The 22,539-nt window shown below is 35.2% G+C and carries 10 protein-coding genes; 8 read left to right on the top strand and 2 right to left on the bottom strand.

The window, feature by feature from the left end; all coding sequences use genetic code 11:
* Positions 1–338: 338 nt before the first annotated feature.
* From NCC77_RS15520 to NCC77_RS15505, 4 genes are all read left to right on the top strand, one after another.
* Positions 339–3,338, top strand: a complete 3,000-nt coding sequence (locus tag NCC77_RS15520) for a triple tyrosine motif-containing protein (RefSeq protein WP_250836404.1) — start codon at positions 339–341, stop codon at positions 3,336–3,338.
* 286 nt (positions 3,339–3,624) lie between these two features.
* The gene (locus NCC77_RS15515) at positions 3,625–6,936 is read left to right on the top strand and encodes a family 16 glycosylhydrolase (protein ID WP_250836403.1); all 3,312 of its coding nucleotides are present in this window, start codon (positions 3,625–3,627) and stop codon (positions 6,934–6,936) included.
* A gap of 127 nt (positions 6,937–7,063) precedes the next feature.
* Positions 7,064–9,718, top strand: coding sequence for a beta-1,3-glucanase family protein (locus tag NCC77_RS15510; protein ID WP_250836402.1), 2,655 nt, complete (start codon positions 7,064–7,066; stop codon positions 9,716–9,718).
* Between the two features lie 177 nt (positions 9,719–9,895).
* Positions 9,896–11,521 (top strand): glycosyl hydrolase family 18 protein, encoded by a 1,626-nt coding sequence (locus tag NCC77_RS15505; RefSeq protein ID WP_250836401.1) that lies wholly within the window; start codon positions 9,896–9,898, stop codon positions 11,519–11,521.
* Positions 11,522–12,020: 499 nt separating this feature from the next.
* On the opposite strand, the gene NCC77_RS15500 is transcribed toward NCC77_RS15505, so the two are convergent.
* The gene (locus NCC77_RS15500) at positions 12,021–13,952 is read right to left on the bottom strand and encodes a metallophosphoesterase family protein (RefSeq protein ID WP_250836400.1); all 1,932 of its coding nucleotides are present in this window, start codon (positions 13,950–13,952) and stop codon (positions 12,021–12,023) included.
* A 439-nt stretch (positions 13,953–14,391) separates the two neighbouring features.
* Complete coding sequence (locus NCC77_RS15495) at positions 14,392–15,450, bottom strand: phosphatidylinositol-specific phospholipase C1-like protein (protein WP_250836399.1); 1,059 nt, start codon at positions 15,448–15,450, stop codon at positions 14,392–14,394.
* Between the two features lie 264 nt (positions 15,451–15,714).
* Here NCC77_RS15495 and NCC77_RS15490 point away from each other — a divergent pair, with 264 nt between their 5' ends.
* The 4 genes from NCC77_RS15490 (at position 15,715) to NCC77_RS15475 (ending at position 22,375) form a co-directional block, all read left to right on the top strand.
* Complete coding sequence (locus NCC77_RS15490; RefSeq protein ID WP_250836398.1) at positions 15,715–16,239, top strand: RNA polymerase sigma-70 factor; 525 nt, start codon at positions 15,715–15,717, stop codon at positions 16,237–16,239.
* Between the two features lie 84 nt (positions 16,240–16,323).
* Entirely contained in the window at positions 16,324–17,247 is a 924-nt protein-coding gene (locus tag NCC77_RS15485) for a FecR family protein (RefSeq protein WP_250836397.1), read from the top strand.
* Positions 17,248–17,318: 71 nt separating this feature from the next.
* Positions 17,319–20,600, top strand: a complete 3,282-nt coding sequence (locus tag NCC77_RS15480; protein ID WP_250836396.1) for a SusC/RagA family TonB-linked outer membrane protein — start codon at positions 17,319–17,321, stop codon at positions 20,598–20,600.
* A 5-nt stretch (positions 20,601–20,605) separates the two neighbouring features.
* The gene (locus NCC77_RS15475; RefSeq protein ID WP_250836395.1) at positions 20,606–22,375 is read left to right on the top strand and encodes a RagB/SusD family nutrient uptake outer membrane protein; all 1,770 of its coding nucleotides are present in this window, start codon (positions 20,606–20,608) and stop codon (positions 22,373–22,375) included.
* Positions 22,376–22,539 lie beyond the last annotated feature (164 nt).

Below are 22,539 nucleotides of genomic sequence, written 5' to 3'. Positions count from 1 at the left end.
GTTTTGTGAAATGAATTTTATTTGCGTATTCAAACGTTCCTACGGAACGTGTACCTCCGAATCTCATTAAAAAAAAATCTACCAACCAGACATTCCAACGGAATGAATAACATCTTTTTGAACCTTGTCAAAGTTCAATTATCAAATTACCACATTCTCTAATTATCAAATTATCTAATTACCACATTTTCTAATTATCAAATTCTCTTATTAAAATGTAATTTGTTGCATTAAAATAAAATTTTATATATTTGAGTTTCGACATTCTCTTTTTTGATTTGGTAATATCGAATAATTGTTATTACTACATTTAAAAAAAATGTTTTTTGCCCCAAAGAATGATTTTTCCCAAAGAATCTTTTTTAGGCAGTGATTTCCCAAAGTCGCTCTTAACCTACAGACACAGCAGAATGATGAAATTTAAAACTAGAATTTTACTTCTATTCCTATTATTTTCTTCGATTATCCATTCTCAAATCAAAAAGATTGGGGTTCCTTTTATAGCCAATTATAGTCCGAAGGTTTATAAAGCCGCATCAGAAAATTGGGATGTTTTGCAAGATTCCAAAGGCATGATGTTTTTTGCCAATCATTTTGGTGTTATGCAATTCGACGGTGTGCGTTGGGCGATTGTGACACAGCCAGAAAACCGAAGTATGGTGCGCTCGATGGCAATTGATAAAAACGATACAATGTATGTTGGCGCACAAGGTGATTTCGGGTTTGTGATTCGGCTTCCAAATGGGCAATATCAATATACTTCTTTAGTAAAACTGCTTCCTAAATCGGTTCGAAATTTTGGAGATGTACTTCACACTGTAATTCGAAATAATGAAGTTGTTTTTTTCTCTTACGAAAGGATTTTTATTTACAAAAACAATACAATCAAGGTAATAAATGCCAAAACCTCTTTTGATGATTTCTTCGAAGTGGGAAAAGAAATCTATGCTACAGACAATGGAAAAGGATTATTAAAGCTGAAAGGAAATGAATTAATTCCAGTTGAAAATAGTGAGCAGTTTGTTGGATTACAGGTTCGAAAGATTTTTCTAACCCAAAACGGACTTTTGCTATTAACTCAAAAAAATGGTCTTTTTATCTTCGATGGAGAACAGATTAGACCATTTATAACCGAAGTTGATCCTTTATTAAAACAAAATCAGATTTCGGCAGGAATTGAACTTTCTGATGGATATTTCGGAATCGGAACCCGTCAATCGGGGTTGATAGTTATTGATAGTGAAGGTCATTTGATTCAGCATATTGACAAACAAATGGGACTTCAGAACGAATATGTTACCAATTTTAAAATCGATAAGGAAGGCAATCTGTGGGTCACGCTCAAAGGCGGAATTTCATTAATTCAGATTTCATCTCCTTTATCAAAAATTATAGATAGTTCTAATTCTGAAACCAAAATTTACTGCAGTCAGATTTACGATAATAAATTGTATATCGGTACAGATAACGGCTTATTTTGGTTGGATTGGGAAGCTTACAAAAGCGGAAAAAGGGAAAATGTAACTTTTCAGCATATTTCTGGAATGTCTGAAAATGTTTGGAATGTGGGTGTTTTCGGCAATTCGTTATTAGCATTTGAAAAAAACGGGATATTTAAAGTCAGTGGAAATTCCGCGAAAGCGTTGGCTAAAATTGATGGCGCTTGGCAAGGAATCCTAATCCCGAATCGTCCTGATTTGCTTCTTGTTGGCGGTTATACTGGACTGTATCTTCTGAAACAAATAAACGGTTCGTGGGTTTTTCAGCATCGAATAAAAGGGTTTGAAGAAAGCAGCAGAATTATGGAAACCGATAAACAAGGAAATATTTGGATTGCGCACGGTTATAAAGGAATTTATAAATTGAAATTCAATGCAGTGTATGATTCAGTTGCTGATATTCAGTTTTATAATGACAAAAATGGTTTTCCGTCGAGTTTATTTTTGAATACCTTTAAAATCGATAATCAGATTTTGTTTGGAACCACAAAAGGCGTTTACAGACAAGATGTATCTTCAAAAAAAATGATTCCAGATCCCGTTTTCAAGAAATATCTTGGGTTAGAAAATCATATCCGATTATTAAAACCAGATCAGCAGGATAATATATGGTACATTTCTAGTGAAAATACAGGAAAAATGAGCAAACAGAAAAACGGAAGTTTCAAGACAGACGAACTTCCTTTTCGAAAACTTCGATACCTATATGTTCCTGGATTCGAAAATATTCAAACGACAAAAAGTGGTGATGTATTTTTTGGAACGCAAGAAGGTTTGATTCATTACAGTGCCATTAAAAACAAAAAATATCAAACGAAATATAAAGCGGTTATTTCAGAAGTAAAATGCATTTTTCCAAAAGATAGTTTACTGTTTTCCAGCCGTTATGATGTTCTTCCAAACAAAACGGTATCCGTAAAAGATAAACTTTCAACCGTATTAGCGTATTCTAACAATGCGCTTCATTTTTCTTTTGCATCGCTTTGTTTTGAAGATGCCGATGCAACAAAATACGAATATTGGCTGGAAGGTTTTGAGCCAACATGGTCAGATTATAGTCTGCAAACAGAAAAAGAATATACCAATTTGCCTGAAAACGAATATGTTTTTCATGTAAGAGCAAAAAACATGTATGATGTGGTTAGCGAAGAAGCTGTTTTTCGATTTGAAGTTTTACCGCCTTGGTACAGAACTTTTTGGGCTTACTTATTTTATTTTGCGCTTTATAGTATTGTAATTTATTTCATTGTGAGATATCAGAAATCTGTTGCTGAGCGTCAACGCCGTCAATTAATAGAGAATCAGGAAAGAGAATTGCTTCGAAGCCGTGCAGAACTTAACGAACAGAAACTGACATTCGAACAACAGAATATGGCTATTGTTCGAGAGAATCTTGAAACGACGATAAATCTTAAAAATGCTAAAGTAGCTTCAAATACAGTCAATTTAATTCATTTGAATGAGATTTTGCTTTCGATTAAAGATTTAATCGGAGAGATTGATAAGAAGAATGATTCGAATGTAAATTTCAGTTTGCTGACGAAAATCAACAAATTGATTGACCACGAATTGCAGGGAGACAAACATTGGAATGAATTTGAAGAAATCTTTAATCAATTGCATGATAATTTTATGCAGCGACTAAAATCGAGTTACCCAGAATTGACTCCGCGCGATATGCGATTGTGTGCATATTTGCGAATGAACTTCAATACAAAAGAAATTGCTCCGCTTTTAGGAATTTCGGTTCGTGGTGTTGAAGATACCCGTTATCGCATTCGTAAAAAATTGCAGCTTCCATCAGATACAAACATCACCGAATTTATTCTCAATTTTTAATTTTTCTCATTTAAGTAAAATTTTAAGTGATTTTATGCATTTCATCGATGATTTGTTACATTTCTTCGATAGTACCGTAGTCAAACCGTACTCCAAAATGTAAGTCTTGCCTGATTTTTTAGTTAATATTGCTTTGTTATTGTCGGAAAATACAAACTATTTTTTTTAAATGATTTGTATTGAAGAAATAACATTTACTAACTAAAACCTATTTAAAATGAAGCAAAAAGACTTTTTTTTCGGCCAACCACCGAAAAGCAATTCCTATTTATTAAAACAATTTTGTGTGGCAGTTTTATTTGTACTGTTGCCATTTCTTAAAACTCAGGCCCAATGCAATACGCTTGTCTGGTCGGATGAATTTAATGGCACTACGGTAGATTTGACCAAATGGCAAAGCATCTCAGGAAATGGCTGTCCGTCGCTCTGCGGATTTGGAAACGCTGAGGCACAGCGCTACGATCCGAATCAGGCGACAATTGTAAAAGAAGGCGCAAACAGTTATTTGAACATTCAGGCAAAGTATGAGCCGAGCGCTTCATTTCCAGATCAGCCGTATGCTTCTTCAAAATTAACTACAGAAGGAAAGTATTCTCTAAAATATGGAAGGGTTGAAGCCCGTATGAAGTTATCTAACGGACAAGGCGCGTGGCCCGCTTTTTGGATGCTTCCTGTAAACGGAAATTGGCCGTTTACGGGTGAAATTGATATTATGGAAGCCAAACACAGAAATCCGCAATCTGTAGACGGAACGATCCATTATGATGGAAACGGATATCATTTTACAGGTAGAAGCTATAGTTCTCCAACAGATTTATCTTCAGATTTTCATGTTTATGCGGTAGAATGGGGACCAAATTTTATCAAATGGTTTGTTGATGATGTTTTATTTCATACCGCAACTCCAAATACGACCGTTAATGGCGGATGGCCTTTTAACGATAGTCAGTTTTATATCATTTTAAACCTTGCTGTTGGTAGCGCAGGAACGCCTTATACCAGTGTAAATGGAGCGGGAGTAGCGCCAGTTCCAGGTGATTTCCCAGCAAAATTACAAGTCGATTATGTTCGTGTTTACGATGGGAGTTTTAAATATGCGGTAGCAGGAGATAACAAAGTGTACCAAAATGAAACTAGTAAAACCTATTCTGTAAATGCAATTGCGGGGGCGACCTATAACTGGACAGTTCCAGCAGGAGCAACAATTGCATCAGGACAGGGAACCAATTCGATTACTGTAAATTGGGGAACCTCTGGAGGAGATGTTTCTGTAGCAGCAACAGTTTCTGGCTGTAATGTCAATACTTACAAACTTGCTGTTACAACCGAGCCAGCATTGCCAGTTGAAAAAGTACATGATGATTTTCAGAGTAATAGAAATGTAGTATATCCTATAAAAACGGGAGTTCTAACAGAAGCTGTTGCGAATCCTTCGGCTACAGGAATTAACACTTCTGCTTTGGTTGGAAAATACGTTCGAAATTCAAGCGAATTGTACGATGTTTTGAATATCAGAAACGTAACCATTACCAACGCGAACGATTATGTTTACGGAAGAAAAAGACTTTCGTTTGATATTTATACTTCGGCGCCAGTTGGAACAAAAATTTCGATGCAGTTAGAAAACAGCAATGTAACAACTGCAACCAATTATCCGTCAGGAAGACATAGTGGTTTTAAAGCTACGACAACAGTTCAGAACAAATGGGAAACGATTGAATTTGAATTTGAAAAAGTAATCGATCCAAATACGAGCGCATTAGCGATTAATAATGTGGTGATTCTTTTTGAATCGAATTCAAATTCTGGAGCAACATATTATTTTGATAATCTGCTGACAAAAGCAGCTCCAGAAAAACCAATTATTGCCACAGATGTTTTGCAAAATTATGACGGAGCAAATAAAATTGTAAAAGGAACTACGACAGGAACGTATTCTGTTGTGGCAAATCCAGGTTCTAATTCGGTTAATGCTTCCGCGAATGTGGCGAAGTATGTTCGAAATGCATCAGAACAGTATGATGTGCTTTTCTTTAATACACAAACTTCAATTGAAGATGCGGGATTATTCAAAAGTCAGACCAATAAAATTATGATTGATGTTTATACAACGGCGCCAATTGGTACGGTTGTAAGTATGAATTTTGAAAATAGCGCCACTTCGCTTCCAGCTAATTATCCGACAGGAAGAAATAGTAGTTACGTAGCCATTACAACCAAACAAAACCAATGGGAAACATTAACTTTCTACTATAATTCCAGTCCGGATGCTGGAACTTCGAATCTGGCAGTGAATCAAATGGTTTTATTGTTTAATTCGGGTTCGTACACAAGCGATACGTATTATTTTGATAATATTAGAATTGGATCGACTAAGCTTCCAGATACTTTTACGCAAGGTGTAGTATATGAAGATTATCAAACGATTCACAATATCACGTTTAGAGATGCTATTGGAACTTATACGGCAAATACAGCAAATCCAAATGCAAGCGGAATCAATACTTCTTCTAATGTTGGAAAATACGTTCGCAAATCGACTGAATTATATGATAATTTCTCCTTCAACACGACTTTAAACAACATAGGTGATTTTAAAGCGGGAACAAAAAAGTTTGCAATGGATGTTTACACTTCTGCTCCAGTTGGATCTATTATTTCTTGGCAGGCAGAAAGTAGTGCCTCGGTTCCGTCCAATTATCCTGTTGGAAGACACAGTATTTATCAGGGAGTTGTAAAACAAAGCAACGTTTGGCATACTATTACTTTTACGTATGTAAGCACGCCAGACGCTTCAACTCCAGACAATGATGTCAACCGTTTTGTTTTCTTGTTTGAACCGGGAACCAATTCTGGAAACACCTATTATTTTGATAATCTGAGAGCTTTAAATTTAGCCTCTACAGAAACTCCAAATGTGAATTTAGCTTTGGCTAAAACAGCAACGGCTTCGACATTAGAAAATGCGACTTTTACTGCAAACCAAGCAACAGATGGAGATGGAGGTACAAGATGGGCGAGTTCTTTTGCCAATGCAACCGAATGGATTTATGTTGATTTAGGAAGCAATTACACACTTAACAGAGTAGTTTTAAAATGGGAAGCTGCTTATGCAACTCAGTATAAAATACAGCTTTCAACTGACAATGTTTTTACAGAAAATGAAACGATCAATACACAAACGGCAAGCGATGGCGGAACGGATGATTTAGCGGTAAGCGGAACAGGAAGATATCTTCGCATTTTATGTACAGCAAAAGCTTTAGCTCCTTACGGATATTCATTGTATGAAATTGAAGCTTATGGATCTTCGTCAACGGCCAGAATGGCTTTGAATGTTGCCGAAGAGCCTCAGGAAGAAGAAACTGTTTTTGCAGTCTATCCGAATCCGACAACAAACTATGTTCAAGTTTCATCTCCTGAAAACTTAGACAATAAAGTGATCACGATCTATGATAACTCTGGAACTTTGATTTTACAGAATAAACCTCAAGGGAATGAAAGTGTAATAGACGTGAGTAAACTTCGCAGAGGAATCTACATTCTGAACTTCAAATCAGATCAAAAGAGTTGGAGTAAGAAGTTAATTAAGAAATAATTTTTTAAATCCGTTGGGTGCAATTCAAGGAGGGCATACCGGTTGTACCTGACGGAATTATTTAGTCATTTGAAAATGACTTTAGTTTTAGAATCTAATTATTATGTAACCCCAAAATTATTTAGATATGAATAAAATTAGACTTCAAAGATTTTCTTTTTTGATGACACTTTTTTTAGTGTTTTCAAGCCTAATACATGCTCAAGGGCCTGTACCATTTACGATTAGTAATAATTCGACATTTGCCGACAGCGACCTATATGTTGCGATTGTAGGAATCGATTATACCACAGGAAACCACGTTTGGGTCAATGCCAAGACAAGTCAGGTTTTACCCATGAATGCTTCTTATAATACTGTTACAGGACCCACTTACGGCGGAAACACAGGACCGGGACAAAACTCAAAATATGCGGCATGTTTTACAAAACTGAGTGAAATTCCAAACAAAACCTTCACTTTGCCATTAATTGCAGGATGTCGAGTTTTTATTTCTAAAGGTTCTCAGCTTTATTTTTACTTTTTTGGAGCCAGCGGAGCACCTTCGGGATATGCATCTCCAAATCCGCAGAACGCAACAGACCCAAATCAGGGAATTTTGTATGAAATGATCGAATTGACCAATAATCAATATGGTTTTTTCGGAAATCCAACAAGAGTCGATTCATACAAATATCCAATGGGATTGGAATTGTTTGGTGCTAACGGCTACCAAAAGAAAGTGGGAGACTTGAAAAAACACGCTGATATTGTTGCCGCTTTTAAAGCGAATGTTCCAGCAGAATTTCAAGGCTGTGTCAATGATGTAACAGGCGAAATTACAGCACCTTCTAAAACTGCAGCTTACGCTGAAGGATCAGGACCATACGCCAATTATTTAAAATCGTATATCGATGCGATTTGGAATAAATACAAAAATGAAGATCTGATCTTTTATGCAGGAGATGCAGGAGTTTTTAAAGGAAGAGTTATTGGTGAGCAATTAGAAATGGTGGGACAATCTGGTGCTTTTGTTGGAAGAACTGGACGTGTTCAAAACCGACCAACAACTCAGGAAGCTCTTGAAGGAAAAGGCGTTTTGGATAGAAGATTGGTTGATGGAGATTTAGATCTTGTAATTCAGTCACAATTAACGGCTGCGATTAACCGACATGTTGTAAATACAACAACTGCAAATCCGGGACAGCAAAATTGGTACGATGCTTCAAAATATTATCAAACAAACCCAACCAATCATTATTCTAAATTCTGGCATTTACCAGGAATCAATATTGATAATTTGGCTTACGGATTTGCGTATGATGATGTTGCCGATCAATCGCCATCACTTCACTCGCCACAGCCAACAAAAGTTATTGCAACATTTGGAGGTTATTATGGACTTACTACGCCTTCAGTTCCAGCTACAACAGATGTAATCACAGTTTACAAAGATTGTAACTACACAGGTTTTTCTGGCGGATTAACAATTGGAGATTATAATCTGGCTCGTTTAAATTCTTTAGGAGTTTTAAATGATGACATTTCTTCACTTAAAATAACTCAAGGTTATCAGGCGATTTTATATCAAGATGATAATTTCGGCGGAGCTTCAACGGTAATTAATTCTGATAATTCTTGTTTGAATACCACTTGGAATGATAAAGTAAGTTCAATCAGAATTATTGCAAACGGAACGGCAACTTTAGGAAACCAGACTTTCTTTCTTCAAAACAGAAATAGTGGTTTATATATGGACGTTTGGAATTCTAGTATGTCAAACGGAGCAGGAATCAATCAAGGCGCTTTGAATTCTGGAAACAATCAGAAATTTACTTTTACGCATTTAGGTGATGGAATGTATAAAATTATTGCCAACCATAGCGGAATGTCAATGGACATTAATAACTTCAATAAAGCAAATGGCGCAAGAGTAGAACAGTATCCATACAATGATACAACAAATCAGCAGTTTATTTTGGTTGCAACAGGCGATGGCTATTATAAAATTGTTGCCCGTCATAGCGGAAGAATTGTTGAGGTGGCAGGAGCAAGTACAGCTTCTGGGGCAATTGTACAGCAATGGGATAATAACAATCAGACTTGTGGACAATGGAAGTTAGTTCCAGCTACAAGTTCACAAACTTCTGTATTAATTCAGGCAGAAGATTATTCAGCAATGAGCGGTATTCAAGTCGAAGCGACTACAGATGCAGGTGGAGGTTCAAACGTTGGTTATACAGAAACAGGCGATTGGCTGGCGTATAACAATATTAATTTCCCAACAACTGGTTCTTATTTAATTGAATATCGAGTAGCAAGCGGTGTTACGGGCGGAAGATTATCTTCTGATTTTAATGCTGGAGCAATTCTTTTAGGAAATGTTGATATTCCGAATACTGGAGGTTGGCAAAATTGGCAAACCGTTTCGCAGACTGTAAATGTAAATGCAGGAACATATAATTTCGGAATCTACATTCAGAATACAGGAATGAATATCAACTGGATTAAAATTACAAAAGTAGCGGGAGGAACTGCACGAATGTCTTCAGTTGAAACTGTTGAAGAACCAGCTGAAACAGTTTTAAATGTTTATCCAAGTCCAGTTGAAAATACGTTGTATGTAACAACAGATCTTTCTGGAGGAAGTGTAAAAATAGTCGATTCACAAACAGGATCTACTGTAGCATCTCAAAAAATCAACAACAATAGTTTTGATGTTTCGCATCTTAGAAAAGGAATCTATTTTATAGTTTTTGAGAAAGATGGCAAACAAACAATCAAACGTTTCATAAAAAAATAGTTTTAAAAAGTGATCTCAGGCTTTAGATCTTAGATAATAATTAAGTAGTGTTAGTTCAACGAAATTAGATTACAAATCAAATCTGAAATCTAAAGTCTGAAATCTAAAATTAAAAAATATACAACTCAAATAACCGTCCCATGTTTACGAGTTTATTAATCTATTAAAACAATTATTATGAAAAACAATTACAAAAGAATGCTGCAGAAATGCATGATTATTTTAGTGTTGGGTGCTTTTAATTTAGCGACAGCCCAGAAAAAAGTGATAGCTTACATTCCGAATTGGATTGATTTGAATGCTTTTTCAAGCACTGTTCAATACAGTAAATTAACGCACATTAATATTGCTTTTGAAAATCCTGATGCAAATGGTTATCTAAGTTTTAATTCAGGAAGTAATGCAATAATAAATGCTGCACATGCTCAAAACGTAAAAGTTTTTGTATCGCTTGGAGGTGGTTCTGTTTCTGAAGGCGGAGCAATTCGTGATAATTATTTCAATTTAATTACACCGGCCAATAGAACGGCTTTTATTCAGAAGATTTATGATTATGTCGTAGCTCATAATTTTGATGGAGTAGATGTTGATCTAGAAGGTCCAGCAATTAATGGAGATTATGGCGGATTTGTAATTGCTCTGGCTAATAAACTGCATGCTAACGGTAAATTGATTTCAGCAGCACTTTCAGAAGGATATGGTGGTGCCAATGTACCTTCATCTACTTTTGCGGCTTACGACTGGATCAATATCATGGCTTATGATGCAACTGGGCCTTGGGCGCCAAACAATCCGGGTCAGCATTCTCCTTACAGCATGGCGGTAAATCAGTTTAATTACTGGACAGGAAGAGGATTGCCAGCAAGTAAGGCTATCATCGGTCTTCCGTTTTATGGCTATGGTTTTGGAGCTTCTGCCAATCAGGGAATTTCTTATGCTAATATTGTAGCTCAATATCCAGGAGCTGAAAATTTAGATCAAGTTGGAAACACCATTTATTATAACGGGATTCCGACCATCAAACAAAAAACGACTTTTGCGATTCAGAACGCAGGCGGAGTTATGATTTGGGAATTATCTCAAGATGCAACAGGCTCAAAATCTTTACTAACAGCAATTAATCAGGTAATTACAGGAAGTAATCCTCCGGCAACTGGAACTACAATTCAGGCTGAAAATTATAATACGATGAGTGGTGTTCAAACCGAAGCTACAACCGATACAGGCGGTGGACTAAACGTTGGATATTGTGATACAGGCGATTGGATGGCTTATTACAATATTAATTTCCCAACTTCTGGCTCTTATCAAATAGAATATCGAGTTGCAAGTGCCGTTACAGGCGGAAGATTATCATCTGATTTAAATGCTGGAACGATTCAGCTTGGTGCCGTAAATGTTCCGAATACTGGTGGTTGGCAAAACTGGCAGACGATTACTCAAACCGTAAATGTAAATGCTGGAACGTACAATTTCGGGATATATGTTCAGAACACAGGGTTTAATATAAATTGGTTTAGAATTACAAAATCGGGTTCAACGGCTAAATCTGCTCCTGCGAGTTCAGAACAATCCATTGCGAGTTTAGAAATTTACCCGAATCCGACTGAAAGTCAGCTTTTCTTTAGCACAGAGGTTTCTGGCGGAAATGTAAATGTCATTAACACAGAAGGTGGTGCAACTGTTTTTTCTCAAACTGTAAACAATAACAGCATTGATGTTTCGACTTTAAAAACAGGAATTTATCTGATTTCGGTAGAGAAAAACGGAATCAAAACGGTAAGACGTTTTATTAAAAAATAACCCTAACCCATTTGCCATAATGGTTTTAGATACATTAAATTTTAGGTTTTAATGTGATGAAAAGGGCTGTCTATTTGGACGGCCTTTTTTTGTTTTTAACGCAAAGAGCGCTAAGGTTTACGCAGAGTTCATTAAAGGCGTTTTTTTGTAACGCAGAGTTCACAAAGATTTTACGCAAAGTTCGCAGAGTTTTTTTGAGCTAAATTTTGAAAAATATAAAAGGGCACAAAGCTTTACGGATATCTTTTTTGGAGCTTAGTGAATATAGCCTGCGGTTTCAACCGCAGGAACACTATGCATATTGCCTATCCGTAAGTACCCGCGGTTGAAACCGCGAGCTATGTTAAAATTTATTTTGCTAAAATTATTTTTTCTGTAAATCTAGAATTCATAAAGCTTTGCGAACTTTGATTTGTAAAATCTTACTCAAAATACTCTGTGAACTTTGCGAAAAACCTTTGCGCTCTTTGCGTTAAAAAAAACATCCTCAAAAAAAAAATCACTTCACGCTCTTAATCGCGCCATTTTTCAAATCAACTGTAAAATGATCTGCTGGAACTTCGCGCATAAATTTATTGAAGATGATTAGGAATAACTTCATCTGTTTTTGGAGCGGATTATCTTTTGAAAGATCAGCTTTAGAACCTTCTAAAAATAAATTTGACAAAACTTTGTATTCTTTTGCTCTCTGAATTCCAACATCGGCAAGAGCCAATTCATCGGCACTTCTAAACCGATAAAAATCTACCAGAAGATCATAACCAGTCCAATTGAAGTTTTCTTTTTTAAGATTATTTTGAGCTAGGATTTTTTCTGATTTAGCTTCAGCTTCATTCCATTCTTTTTGAAACTGTTCTTTATTTTTAAAAATAAAATCAAAATCTTGATTCGATTGCATATTAGCTAAAACCAATAAATCTTTTGCAGAAACATTTAATATAAAATCTTTGAAAGCAGAAGGCCAATCGTCTTTTAAGAAACGAAGGCGAACTAATTCTTTTAAATGAAAATCGGTAAAATCATGATAGTTTTTCGTTTTTAAAATATCAATATTCCAAATGTCTTGCATGTTCTGACTTTCCAAAAACTTATATTCCATTTTGTATAAATCAAAAAGTTCATTGTATCTCGGAACATCATCAACAGTAATGGTTTGAATATCTACAAGATTATCTTTTTTGAAAGTCAATAATTTGTAGGCGGGAATATAAGCTGCTAAAGATGGTGTCTGAATGTTAACCAAAGTATTTCCTTTTGCAGAAGTTCTTACACCCGTATCGTTGATATGCATGTGACCTCCAAAATGAATCTTCAATCCTGCATCTGCAAATACTTGTGCTACTTCTTCAACAGGAACACGATTTAACTGCCATTTGTTTGGACCAAGTAATTCTTTAATTTCCACGGAAGCGTCATCATTAAAATCAATCATTGGAAAATGACTGAAAGCGATTAAAGTTTTTCCTTGTTTTTTGGCTTCCGCCGAAATCGTTTCAACCCATTTTATGAGATGTTTTTTGTTAAAAAGTACATTATTGTAACCTGTACTGGCTTCGCTGTAATTCTTAGAATCTTTTTCTGTAGAAGCATTTTTCTTCGGAATATAAACATTTCCGTCAATTGCCATTAACCAAAGTCCATCGATTGGTTCTACAATGTAACTAACATCTGGAACTTCGTAACCAGGTGTGACTTCATAAACACGATTTTCTAGTTTAGCACTTTCTAAAGCCTTTTCGAATGTATAATTTTCACTTGAATAAGTAGAAAATGGAGTTGCCCAGAATTTGTGTTTTTTATTCGGATGAAAACCAAAATTATGAAGCTGATCTGTAATTCCTAAATAACCCATTTTAGCAATGTCGGCGGTAACAACTACTGGATGTTCGATGTTTAAATTGGGCTTATAAAGGCCTTCTTTGCTATAAATGGGTTGACTTTTACCTTCTTTTCCTAAGAAATCTTCTTTTCCAGATTCTTGAGCAAATGGCCCAACCGGATCATGATTTCCTGTGGTTATGAAGAATTCTACTCCGTACTTTTTGGTGTATTGTTCTAATATTTTGGCTAATCCGCGAACGTGAATTGGTTGACCATCATCTGTATAATCTCCGGGAAGCGCTACATATTTGATTTTTCGTTTAGCGATATCTTCTAAAGCTGCTATAAAGGCGAAATAATTTTCATTGAATATTCGAGTAGAATGCAGCTGAGATGACATCGTTCGCACCAAAACATATTCTCCCGTTTTCGGATTCAAAACGCCTTTATAATCTGAATCTGAAAACTGGCCGAATAAATCCTGTAGATGTACATCTGATAGAAATGCGATTTGCGTTCCGTTGAGGTTTTTTGCTTTTTGTGCTGATGCTACGTTATTAAAAAAAACTAGGAAAGCTAACATGTATAATATTGTATATCTTGAATTCATAGGGTTTGTTTTTTTTAACCGCAAAGAGCGCAAAGATTTACGCAAAGTTCGCAAAGATTTTTGAGCATGATTTATAAAATAAATAAGGTCGCAAAGCTTTGTGGATTTTATGTTTTTAAAAAGAATAATTATCAAACATAGCCTGCGGTTTCAACCGCAGGAACACAATGTATATCATTGCCCTCTCTACATTTCTAAACGAGCATCATGCATGTTTTCTTCCTGAGCGTTCCCGCGGTTGAAACCGCGGGCTATATTTACAAACTACATACATAAAGCTTTGCGAACTTTGCGTTTATAAACATAACCTTAAATAAAAATCTTTGCGAACTTTGCGTAACTCTTTGCGCTCTTTGCGGTTAAAATTATTATTGTTTCAATTTTCAGGTTTCCCGTTCCAGAAATAACTTGAAACTTGAAACCTGAAACAAAAAAAAAACTATTTTCCAGTAACAGGATTATTTCTCACATAACTTCCATCATCGTATTTAATCTGATATGGCGAATTAAAGAAAGTGCTTGGAAGATAATAATCGGTTGTGATAATTTGTGCGCCTGATTTTTTAGCTGCTTCAAAATGCGAATAATCGTTAGCACGTGCTTCTTTGGTATCAGAATCGGCTCTTGTTCTTATTAAGTATCCTTTTTTAACTAAATCTTCAATTTGCGGATCTTCAGAATTATTTCTGAATAATGCTGCGGCTTCTGGTTTTCCGGGTTCGGCGTTAATGAAAATGGCGCGTCCCTTAAGGGACGGATGATTCAATGCGTACAAATCTCTTTTTGCGCCGTTATTATCTAATAAGAATAAAAATCGTCCTTTTGCTTCTTTTAAAGTTGGCCAGTTGTCATGCAAAACGGCTTCTTCGAGTGTTTTATATTTTCCTCGTACCATATCTGGCGTAATCAATTTGTCTTTTCCTAATTCTTTTCGAATTACTTTATCCATTTCATCAAAAACGGATGCAGTGAAATCTTCTGGTTTTGTTCCGAAGAAATTAGCATCGCCGTCTTTTGGTTCTAAAGTGATAAAAACGGGAACATGATTTGGATTGGCATCAGACCATTTTTTTAGTTCCTGCAAACAGATTTCAAAAGTGTAGCAAGAAGTTCTAAAATCGATATCCGGCATGTGGAAAACTTTAAAGCCAGGTTTTTTCATTAATCCATCTGGGTCGTACGCTTCTTCAGATTTTGCGATATCTAAACCTTTCGGATGAGTATATTTTCCGCCTTTCGCGTCAGCAAAAATATCAATTTCCAGATTGCGTAGACCTTTGTTTAATTGATCTGTAATACTGATGTGAGTGTATTGCAGGCCTTTAAGCGAACGAGAAGTATCTCGTGCTTGAATCGTATTGTATAAGTCGGTTTCGATCGCGTGACGATAGCTGTTATGCGATCCGATAACCTGAATCTGGTTTATTTTCAGATTGTCGTTTTGGGTCTGGGCGCTTAAAGCTCCTGCTAATAATAAAGTGAACAAAAATGGTTTCATAATTCTAAAATGTAATTGATACTGTTGATTGGGACGCATCAAAAGAAAATTGCATTTTTTGAAAGGCACTAAGTTAAAATCTGCCTTTGGGTTTTATGTTAGATTAAAAAAAAGAAATCGCAAAGACATTCCTCTTTTATCCATAAAAAAGTAGTATTAATACAACAAACGTGTTTATTTATTAATTTAAAGATAACCTTGACACAAAAAGCATTGGCTTTTCATTTTATTATTTTACGATATTAAAAAGCCTGTAATTATAATATGAATAATCCTGAAATTTTTGAACAAACGTATAATCAATATTGGAAAAAGCTTAACGCATTTTCTTATACGATGACTCAGGATAAAGACTTGGCGCAGAACATCGTTCAGGATGTTTTTGTGGATTTATGGGAAAGAAAAGAAGAGCTGAATATTCAGGCGATTGAACCTTTTTTGTTTCGCGCCGTAAAAAATCAAGTCTTTAAACATTATCAGAACAATCGTTTTGATAAGACGATTTTAGAAGAAAAATTCGAAGACTACATTATCGACAATTTTTCGACAATTGATCCAGAAGTGATGGATCTGCTTTATGCTCTATTAGACAAACTTCCAGAGAAAAGAAAAGAAGTTTTGCTGATGTATAAATTTCAAGATATGACAATCGATCAGATTGCAGAAGAACTTGGAATTTCGAAACAAACCGTAAAAAATCAGATTTCATCGGCGGTAAAACAACTTCGCGAAGGCTTAAAAGACTTGGCTTGGCTAGCTCCATTTATTATTTTCAATCAAAAATTTTAAAATAACTTTCGCTTGATGTTTTCATAATATTTGGCGATAGTACGATTTCGAGATTCTGGTACTTATTCATAACAATAAGTATTTATGATAAAAAGAATCAAACATAGTTTAGAGTATTTGCTGGATAAAAGTTCGCGAGGAAAAACTTCATCGGCAGAAGAAAATTTATTACATGATTTTGCTTTCAGCGAATATCAAGAATCAAAATGGGATAATGATTTTATGGGAAATCCTGAAATCGAGTCTCAAAATATGTACGATGAAATTCAGTTAAGAATTGGAAAGAAGAAATCTTTCCTTCCTTATTTAAAATATATAGCTGCTGCCAGCATTCTTTTTCTGCTTGGTTTAGGATTTTTCTTGAGACCAAATGTTTTAAACCAAAAACAAATCACATTTAAAACGTCATCGATTCCCAAATCTATCCAATTAAGTGACGGTTCGAAAATTTATCTGGCAGCAAACTCATCATTTCAGTATCCTGAAAAATTTGCAGGCGATCAAAGAACGGTTTCTTTATTAAAAGGAAACGCGTTTTTTGAAGTCGCCAAAGACAAAAAACATCCTTTTATTATTCATTCTGGCGAAATAAAAACCAGAGTTGTAGGAACTTCATTTCACATTCAATTATCAAAATTAAACTGTAAGGTAATTGTAGTAACCGGAAAAGTAAATGTGTCTGGAAAAGGGCAGAGCGTTGATTTAGTACCGAATCAGGAAGCTTTATTTGAAGGTCAAAAATTAACCAAACAATTGGCCGATAAAGCATTTTTGGTGAATTGGTATAATGAAGATGTTACTTTAGATCAAACTACTTTAAAACAAGTAATCACCATTTTACAATATAAATACGGAGTTTCATTTGAGTATAACAATAAACACGTATTAGCAACGCCGTTAACGGTATTCATTAAGAAGGACGCGACATTAGAAAATGTTTTGGAACAAATAAATTATATCACAAACCTAAAATTCAAAGTCTATGGCGAAATAGTAAAAGTGGATTAAAAACAAAAAAAGCAGTTGCGGGAACAACTGCCATTAATAAATTAAGCATCGTAAAAACAATTACTTAAATCATGTATTTTAAACCTTCTTATTTAAATCTAAAGAGTTTTGTCTTTTTAGTTCTAGCTTTACTTGCCTTTCAGAGCGGTTATAGTAAAACTTTATTAAAAGAGTCAAAAATAGCAAATAAAATAGAAAAAGCGACTCTTGTCTCTATTTTTTCAAAATTAACAAAGCAGACCGACTACAAATTTAGTTACGGACAAGCCATAATTGCTGATAATACGGCTTATACAGTAAATTTTAATTCAGAATCTATTACGGCGATTTTGAATGACCTTTCTAAAAAAGCCAATTTCAATTATAACATTAATGGTAAATTAATTTTAATTCAAAAAACAGCTGAGCCAAAAGCAGTAAATACCAAAGCTATTGAGAGAATTAAAATAAAAGGAAAAGTTGTAGATGAAAATAAATTGCCTATTCCAGGTGCATCTGTAATAGAAACGAGCACTTCAAACTCAACAGTGACCGATTTTGACGGTGTTTTTGAACTTACTGTAGGAGAAGGAAAAACAATCAATATTTCGTATGTAGGATACAAATCTAAAACGGTTCCTGCACAGAGCGGTTTTATGACAATTCAGTTAGAGCCAGCTACTGCAGAATTAAATGAAGTTTTGGTTGTTGGTTACGGAAAACAATCTAAAAAAGACGTTACGGGAGCAGTTACGCAATTGGAAGCGGCAAACTTTAAACAAGGAGTAAGCATTTCGCCAGATAATTTAATTCAAGGAAAAGTTGCGGGTGTTCGTGTGGTTAGTACAAGCGGTGAGCCTGGAGCGGGAGTAAACGTAACTATTAGAGGTGTTGGATCTATTAGAAGCGGAAGTACGCCTTTGTTTGTCGTTGACGGAATTCCGTTGTCTAATGACGATGTGAGCCCATCTGGAACGAATGTTGGTTTTGGAAGTTCGCAAGCTAAAAACCCTTTAAACTTTTTGAATAATAGTGATATCGAATCGATTACAGTTTTGAAAGATGCATCTGCTTCTGCAATTTATGGAGCAAGAGGGTCTAACGGAGTTGTTTTGGTAACGACTAAAAAGGGAGCAAAAGGAGATGGAACTCTAACTTTTGATTCGTCTTTAGGAATTTCTACTGTAGCTAATAAATTAGATGTTTTGAGTGCAGGTCAATATAGAAGTGCAATTAAAGATAAAGCTTTTGATCACGGTGGGAATACAGATTGGCAAGATGTTATTTTTAGAGAGGCTATTACAAAAAGTAATTCGCTAGCATTTTCTAAACAAACAGAATCAGGAAATTATTATGCTTCTGTGTCGCAATTGGATCAAGAAGGTATTATTAGAAACAGCAATTTTAAGCGTTTGACAGGAAGAATTAATGCTGCTGAGTCATTTCTAGACAATAAACGTTTAAAATTAAAATTTAATCTTACGGCTAGTGAAACCAAAGACGATGGTGTTCCTACAAGTGATGATGGAGGTTCTAATGGACAATTGTTGGTTCACACATTAATGGCAAACCCAACTAGATCGGTTTTTGATGCAAATGGAAATTATACCAATTTTAATATGAATGCGCACTATAATCCAGCATATCTATTAAGCATTTATACTGATCAAACTCGTACTTTAAGAGTTTTAGGAAACTTTGAAACTTCTTTTAGAATCGTTAACGGATTAGAGTATAAATTGAACCTTGGTATCGATCGTTCGATGTCAGAGCGAAATACTACTATTTTTCCAAACTTAACAGATTTGAATCCGAAAGGGAAATATGTTCAGAATAATTTAGATTCTAAAAACTCTTTGGTAGAGCATTATCTGACTTACAATTTAAATTTAGATAAACATAAAATTGAAGCTTTAGGAGGTTTTTCATATCAAAAATTTGAAAGATCAGGAACAAGCTTCAGTATTGACGGAATTTCAAACCAAGGTGAAGGAGTTCCTCCTTCCATAAATCCAGGTTTTAAAGGTACTCAATCTGGAACGACAGGTTATGCGCAGGAAAACGAATTACAGTCTTATTTTGGAAGGTTGAATTATAATTTCGATAATAGATATCTTCTAACAGCTTCTATGAGAGGTGACGGATCTACTCGCTTTGGTAAAAACAACAAATACGGTTATTTCCCATCATTTGCTTTAGGATGGAATATTGCTAACGAAAGTTTCTTAAAAGAATCTTCAACATTAAACAATTTAAAACTTAGAGCAAGCTGGGGACAGACAGGAAACCAAGAAGTTGAAAATAAAATTACGCAGGCAAGTTATTCATTGTCTGGAGCTGATGGATATTATTTATATGATGATTTAAATCTAGTAAATGGAGTTTCGGTAAATAGAACACCAAATCCTGATTTGAAATGGGAGGTTGTGACGCAATTTAACGTAGGTTTAGATTTCAATTTATGGAACGACAAATTGTACGGAACGTTAGATTATTTCAATAAAACCACTACAGATGCTATTTTGAATGTTCCTTCTCAAGCTTTGAGTCCAACCACTACAATCTGGACCAATATTGACGGTAAAATTATCAATAAAGGTATTGAGTTTATGTTAGGTTCAAAAATAGTAGATACTAAGAACTTTTCTTGGAATATTGACATGAACGGAGCAACATTAAATAACAAGATTGAAGATCTTCCAGTTTCAGAAATCTTAACAGGAACAATTTCAGGACCTGGACAATCTGGAGTAAATGCAAATATTTACAAAAGCGGTTATGCAGCTGGATCTTTCTATTTATTGGAGCACATTGGTTTTGATGCAAATGGAGGAAATATTTTTAAAGATCAGAATGGAGATGGCAAAATTGATAACAGCGATAGAATTATTATTGAAGGCGCACTTCCAACTTTCTACTACGGATTTAATAGTGACATGAGATACAAAAACTTTACGTTTTCGTTCTCTATCATCGGACAAACAGGTGGTTATTTATTGAATAATACAGGTTTAAATGCATTAAATATAAACAACTTAGCATCAGACCGTAACGTGGCAACAGGTTATTATGAGTCTGGGGCAAATGCTGCAAACTCACCAATCTTGTCAACACTTTTCTTAGAAAAATCAGATTTTATTAGATTAAATACAGCTCGTATTGGTTACAACTTCGATTTGAAAGGATTAAACTGGATCAACGGATTAACGCTTTACATAACAGGTCAGAACTTAATTACGATTACCAATTATACAGGTTACGATCCGTTAATTAACAGTCCAAAATCAAATGGAGGAAACCAATCTATTGGTATCGATTATGCAAGTTATCCAACTTCTAGAACATTCAGTTTTGGAGCAACTTTAAAACTATAATTATTATGAAGACAAATACAATTTTTAATATAAAAACATTAGCTATATTTTCTTTTATATGGCTTTTTGCAAGCTGTACTAACCTTGACGAAGTTGTTTTGGATGAGGTTTTAGGAGAAGATGCTTCAAACCCTGCTGGAGCTCTTGCGGCTGCTTACGACCGTTTAGGAGACGGAACGTTTGTAGATCACGGCGGTATTTTTTCTTTGCAGGAATACACGACAGACGAAGCAATTTTGCCAACACGAGGAAGTGACTGGGGAGATGGCGGAAAATGGAGAGATATGCATGAGTTTACATGGAAATCTGATAATGCTGTTGTAGTGGATAACTGGAACAAATTGACAAACGGAATTACGCGTTCGTTAACTGCAATTCAATCAGTGGAAGAAAGTTCAATTCCCGAGAAGAAATTGTTTTTAGCGGAAGCGAAAGGACTTTTAGCCTATTATTTATACACAACTTTAGATTTGTACGGACAAGCGCCTTACAGAGATCCGATGAATCCAAATGCGCCTTTACAGATTTTAAAAGCCGATACGCAAATCGATCAATTAATTAAAGATGTTGAAGCTTTATTGCCAGATTTAGCAGAAATGGGAACACAGCAAACACATCACGGAAGATTTACAAGAGAAGCAGCTTATGGATTCTTAGCAACTATGTATTTGAATCGTGCGGTTTTTAAAGATCGTTTTAATGCGGCTTCAAGTTTTAATTTTACTGAAGCTGCCACAACGGGTACAGGAACAGATATGGATCGTGTAATTTATTATACTTCATTATTGATTGATTCTGGAAAGTACTCTTTAGAAAGCGATTATTTCAAAAACTTCGCAAGAGACAATGATAAAGGAAAAGAGTTAATTTTTGCTATTTCTCAGAAGATAGATTACATCAGAAACGGTTCTAACAGTTTTGCTTATGTATGTATGGAGCGTAACCAGAGAACATCTGCAGCCAATAGAGGAACAAACGCGGCTTGCACAACTCCTGAGTTTTTTGCAACATGGAATGGAAATCACGATGATCCGAGATTTCAACAAAAATACCAATACGCTGACGGAACTTGGTTTAAAAATGATGGTACAGATGTAAGTGTTCCAGCAACAGATATTGTTCCGAAAAGTGCTAATTTACCTTGGTTCCACTTCAATAGAGGAATTGAATTTGGACCTCAATACGGACCAATCTTATTGTCATCTGGTTCTTTAGAAATGGTTAACGGACGTATTAAAGTTTCTCCGTTATACATGGAAAAAAGCACAACTACAAGAATGGATTTTACGCCTTCTTTGACTTTCAAAAATCCGGCTCAGGCAGTTTTTGCTCAGAACGAGATCAATCAGGGAGCACGTATTTTCAAATATGAATTCGATCCAGAAGGAGGAAACGGAAACAGTAATGTTGATATTCCTTTATTCCGTTTAGGAGGAATTTACACGATGAGAGCCGAAGCTTATTTCAGAAAAGGAAATACGGGTCAGGCAATGGATGATTTGAACAAATTGCGTACAAGTAGAAAAAGAGAATCTTTATACGGAAGCACTCCAGGTAAAGCTTTGACTGCAATCGATCAGACTGTTTTATATAACGAAATTGGTTTCGAATTATACTGGGAATTATACAGAAGACCACAAATGATTCGTTTCGGGAAATTTGATCTTCCAGGAACAGCAAAACCAGCTTCAGAACCATATAGAAGAGTTTTCCCAATTCCGCAGTCCACTATCGACGTGACTAAGGAATTCAAACAAAATCAAGGATACAATTAAGTTTGTGTGTTAGTTTATTTTTTATTTTTTTTTCAAAAAGCCTGCTTCAAAAAGCAGGCTTTTCTTTTAAAGACGCTAAGGTTCTGAGATGCTAAGATTCTAAGGTTTATAGTTGCAAAGTTACAAAGTTGCAAAGGCTTTTTAGATAATGATATTCCGTACAG

Source organism: Flavobacterium tyrosinilyticum (assembly GCF_023656565.1).
Classification (GTDB): domain Bacteria; phylum Bacteroidota; class Bacteroidia; order Flavobacteriales; family Flavobacteriaceae; genus Flavobacterium; species Flavobacterium tyrosinilyticum.
The sequence above is the reverse complement of the archived record's forward strand: the minus strand, read 5'-3'. Positions and strand labels throughout refer to the sequence as shown.